This is a genomic window from Bacillus sp. C-3-6 (assembly GCF_054509685.1).
In genome coordinates, this window is record NZ_CM137247.1 from 267501 (window position 1) to 272500 (window position 5000).

2 protein-coding genes and 3 rRNA genes (2 of these 5 cut by a window edge) are annotated in these 5000 nt (G+C 43.4%); all 5 read left to right on the top strand.

Annotation, left to right across the window (positions count from 1 at the left end):
- A 23S ribosomal RNA gene (locus tag ACW0JX_RS01535) occupies nt 1-1703 on the top strand (it extends 1219 nt beyond the left edge of the window).
- 48 nt (nt 1704-1751) lie between these two features.
- A 5S ribosomal RNA gene (gene rrf, locus ACW0JX_RS01540) occupies nt 1752-1867 on the top strand.
- 231 nt (nt 1868-2098) lie between these two features.
- Nucleotides 2099-3058: an alpha/beta hydrolase gene (locus ACW0JX_RS01545; RefSeq protein WP_000821101.1), complete on the top strand. Its 960-nt coding sequence runs from the start codon at nt 2099-2101 to the stop codon at nt 3056-3058.
- Nucleotides 3059-3258: 200 nt separating this feature from the next.
- Nucleotides 3259-3990: a DsbA family oxidoreductase gene (locus ACW0JX_RS01550; RefSeq protein ID WP_144465894.1), complete on the top strand. Its 732-nt coding sequence runs from the start codon at nt 3259-3261 to the stop codon at nt 3988-3990.
- Nucleotides 3991-4317: 327 nt separating this feature from the next.
- Nucleotides 4318-5000, top strand: a 16S ribosomal RNA gene (locus ACW0JX_RS01555); it runs 869 nt beyond the window's last position.

A 5000-nucleotide genomic window follows, 5' to 3' on the forward strand; every position in this document is an offset into this window, starting at 1 on the left:
ATGGTATCAGTGGTAGGGGAGCGTTCTAAGTGCAGTGAAGTCAGACCGGAAGGACTGGTGGAGCGCTTAGAAGTGAGAATGCCGGTATGAGTAGCGAAAGACGGGTGAGAATCCCGTCCACCGAATGCCTAAGGTTTCCTGAGGAAGGCTCGTCCGCTCAGGGTTAGTCAGGACCTAAGCCGAGGCCGACAGGCGTAGGCGATGGACAACAGGTTGATATTCCTGTACCACCTCTTTATCGTTTGAGCAATGGAGGGACGCAGAAGGATAGAAGAAGCGTGCGATTGGTTGTGCACGTCCAAGCAGTTAGGCTGATAAGTAGGCAAATCCGCTTATCGTGAAGGCTGAGCTGTGATGGGGAAGCTCCTTATGGAGCGAAGTCTTTGATTCCCCGCTGCCAAGAAAAGCTTCTAGCGAGATAAAAGGTGCCTGTACCGCAAACCGACACAGGTAGGCGAGGAGAGAATCCTAAGGTGTGCGAGAGAACTCTGGTTAAGGAACTCGGCAAAATGACCCCGTAACTTCGGGAGAAGGGGTGCTTTCTTAACGGAAAGCCGCAGTGAATAGGCCCAAGCGACTGTTTAGCAAAAACACAGCTCTCTGCGAAGCCGTAAGGCGAAGTATAGGGGGTGACACCTGCCCGGTGCTGGAAGGTTAAGGAGAGGGGTTAGCGTAAGCGAAGCTCTGAACTGAAGCCCCAGTAAACGGCGGCCGTAACTATAACGGTCCTAAGGTAGCGAAATTCCTTGTCGGGTAAGTTCCGACCCGCACGAAAGGTGTAACGATTTGGGCACTGTCTCAACCAGAGACTCGGTGAAATTATAGTACCTGTGAAGATGCAGGTTACCCGCGACAGGACGGAAAGACCCCGTGGAGCTTTACTGTAGCCTGATATTGAATTTTGGTACAGTTTGTACAGGATAGGCGGGAGCCATTGAAACCGGAGCGCTAGCTTCGGTGGAGGCGCTGGTGGGATACCGCCCTGACTGTATTGAAATTCTAACCTACGGGTCTTATCGACCCGGGAGACAGTGTCAGGTGGGCAGTTTGACTGGGGCGGTCGCCTCCTAAAGTGTAACGGAGGCGCCCAAAGGTTCCCTCAGAATGGTTGGAAATCATTCGTAGAGTGCAAAGGCATAAGGGAGCTTGACTGCGAGACCTACAAGTCGAGCAGGGACGAAAGTCGGGCTTAGTGATCCGGTGGTTCCGCATGGAAGGGCCATCGCTCAACGGATAAAAGCTACCCCGGGGATAACAGGCTTATCTCCCCCAAGAGTCCACATCGACGGGGAGGTTTGGCACCTCGATGTCGGCTCATCGCATCCTGGGGCTGTAGTCGGTCCCAAGGGTTGGGCTGTTCGCCCATTAAAGCGGTACGCGAGCTGGGTTCAGAACGTCGTGAGACAGTTCGGTCCCTATCCGTCGTGGGCGTAGGAAATTTGAGAGGAGCTGTCCTTAGTACGAGAGGACCGGGATGGACGCACCGCTGGTGTACCAGTTGTTCTGCCAAGGGCATAGCTGGGTAGCTATGTGCGGAAGGGATAAGTGCTGAAAGCATCTAAGCATGAAGCCCCCCTCAAGATGAGATTTCCCATAGCGTAAGCTAGTAAGATCCCTGAAAGATGATCAGGTTGATAGGTTCGAGGTGGAAGCATGGTGACATGTGGAGCTGACGAATACTAATAGATCGAGGACTTAACCATATAATATGTAGCAATGTTATCTAGTTTTGAAGGAATATGCCTTCATAGTTTGGTGATGATGGCAGAGAGGTCACACCCGTTCCCATACCGAACACGGAAGTTAAGCTCTCTAGCGCCGATGGTAGTTGGGACCTTGTCCCTGTGAGAGTAGGACGTCGCCAAGCAACTTTAAGACGAGTCAGAATGACTCGTCTTTTTTGTATTTTGTAACTTCTTTTCAAAGCTAATTACATATTTATATAAGTTTTATTCGATTTCTTTCGTGATTTTTGATATGTAATTTAAGATTTTCTATTTTATTTCTTAAAGATAAGATTGACTGGTGTGTTAAAATAGTACAGTTGTTTTTTGATGTACTTTAATATAAGAAGATTTAAGTTAGAAAAGGAGATAATATGAAAAGGATAGGTATAATTACTATAGTAGTCTTAGTCCTTCTATTAATCGTGTATATGTTAGTTGGGAATTATTTTTATAACTACGCATTGAATGCGAAACAAGAAAAAGAATTTTTGCAAGATAATCCTCATTTAGTAGAAACGGTAAATGCATCGGGAGATGTATTGGCTACAAATGAAGAAAAGAATGCGAACTTCGTATCGAAGTATAAACCTAACACATTAACTATACGTTCTTTCGATAAATTGAATTTAAAAGGCTATGAATATATGAATGAATCATCTAGTCATAAATGGGCAATTGTGGTTCATGGATACAATGGTAGAGCATCAGAAATGACGAAATATATTCGTAACTTTTATGAACAAGGCTATAATGTCATAGCACCAGACCTTCGTGGTCACGGAAATAGTGAAGGGGATTATGTTGGTATGGGCTGGCATGATCGTAAAGATGTTTTGATTTGGATTCAACAAATCTTAAAGAAAGATCCTAATGCTGAAATAGCTCTATTTGGTGTTTCAATGGGCGGGGCAACTGTAATGATGACTTCAGGAGAAGATTTACCTTCTAATGTTAAAGTTATTATTGAAGATTGTGGATACTCAACCGTTATTGATGAATTTACTTATCAGCTAAAAGATTTATTCCACTTGCCGAAGTTTCCTGTTATGAATGCGGCAAATACAGTTACAAAATTAAGAGCTGGATATGATTTAGAAGAAGCTTCAGCTGTAAAACAAGTGGCGAAAAGTAAAACACCTATGCTATTCATTCATGGGGATGCTGATACATTCGTTCCTTTTGAAATGTTAGATGAAGTATATAATGCTGCAAAAGTAGAAAAAGAGAAATTAATTGTTCCAGGTGCTGGGCATGGAGAAGCGGAGAAAGTAGATTCGAATAAATATTGGAATACCGTATGGAAGTTCGTAGGGAAGTATATTCCGGCATAATTAAAGTTGTTGCATTTATATAGACGATAATCGGAGGGATAATAGTTAATCCTTTTGATTATCGTTTTTTTTGTTAATTAGGTAGTCTGCTATAAGTGTATTTTTGTATGTACTATATGAAGGAGATAGAGCAAAAACTTTTGAATTCCTTAATCTCAGTGCTACAATGATTGAAAACTAAATGTTAATGAGGTGTTTATATGAAAATTGAGGTTTGGTCGGATTTTGTATGCCCATTTTGCTATATTGGGAAACGTAGATTAGAGATGGCTTTAGAGCAATTTCCACATAAGAAGGATGTTGAAGTTGAGTTTAAAAGTTTTGAGTTGGATCCGAATACTCCCGTTTACTCTGGAACAAGTATTAATGAAGTGCTTGCATCAAAGTATGGAATTAGTATTGAAGAAGCTAAGCGTAATAACGTACAGCTAGGAAATCATGCAGCTAGTATGGGTTTAAGTTTTAACTTTGATGAGATGAAGCCGACGAATACGTTTGATGCGCATCGTCTTGCGAAGTTTGCAAAGAATCATGGAAAAGAAAAGGAGATTACGGAGAATCTACTTTTTGCATATTTCACTGAATCGAAAAATTTAAGTGATGTGGATACACTTGCTATTATCGCTGCAGCCTCAGGTTTAGATAAGCAAGAAGCTTTAAATGTTATTAATGATAAAAATGCGTACGCAAATGATGTTAGAATTGATGAAGCGATTGCTCAGCAATATCAAATTTCGGGAGTGCCTTATTTTATTATTAATCAAAAGTATGCTATTTCAGGTGCACAACCACTTGAAACTTTTGTTGGTGCACTTAAGCAAGTTTGGGAAGAAGAGAATCCTGCACCGAAGTTACAGGAACTTTCAGCAGATGGTGGAAGCGATCTTTCTTGTGCTGATGGAAGTTGTTCGGTGCCGTCGAAAGAACAATAGTTTTTATGGTAGAAGAGCACCCCATAGATTGTTCTGTGGGGTGCTTGTATATAACTATAGAAGAAATACGTAAATGAAATCTATAAAATATAAAGTTTTTTAAAAAACGTATTGACGATTATACTTTAGAGGTGTAATATAGAACAAGTCGCCGATGACATTAACGTCGCAAGCGACAAACAAAATGAAAAACTTAGTTGACATTAACTAACGAAGATGTTAACATAAGGAAGTCGCAAATGAGCGACCAAGTAGTTCTTTGAAAACTGAACGAAACAAACAACGTGAAACGTCAATTTTTATTTTTAGATGCTAGACAAACTAACTTTATTGGAGAGTTTGATCCTGGCTCAGGATGAACGCTGGCGGCGTGCCTAATACATGCAAGTCGAGCGAATGGATTGAGAGCTTGCTCTCAAGAAGTTAGCGGCGGACGGGTGAGTAACACGTGGGTAACCTGCCCATAAGACTGGGATAACTCCGGGAAACCGGGGCTAATACCGGATAACATTTTGAACCGCATGGTTCGAAATTGAAAGGCGGCTTCGGCTGTCACTTATGGATGGACCCGCGTCGCATTAGCTAGTTGGTGAGGTAACGGCTCACCAAGGCAACGATGCGTAGCCGACCTGAGAGGGTGATCGGCCACACTGGGACTGAGACACGGCCCAGACTCCTACGGGAGGCAGCAGTAGGGAATCTTCCGCAATGGACGAAAGTCTGACGGAGCAACGCCGCGTGAGTGATGAAGGCTTTCGGGTCGTAAAACTCTGTTGTTAGGGAAGAACAAGTGCTAGTTGAATAAGCTGGCACCTTGACGGTACCTAACCAGAAAGCCACGGCTAACTACGTGCCAGCAGCCGCGGTAATACGTAGGTGGCAAGCGTTATCCGGAATTATTGGGCGTAAAGCGCGCGCAGGTGGTTTCTTAAGTCTGATGTGAAAGCCCACGGCTCAACCGTGGAGGGTCATTGGAAACTGGGAGACTTGAGTGCAGAAGAGGAAAGTGG

Bases quoted from the DNA above. Each gene is read 5' to 3' on its own strand.
- ACW0JX_RS01545 (WP_000821101.1), top strand. From the start codon at position 2,099: ATGAAAAGGATAGGTATAATTACTATAGTAGTCTTAGTCCTTCTATTA.
- ACW0JX_RS01550 (WP_144465894.1), top strand. From the start codon at position 3,259: ATGAAAATTGAGGTTTGGTCGGATTTTGTATGCCCATTTTGCTATATT.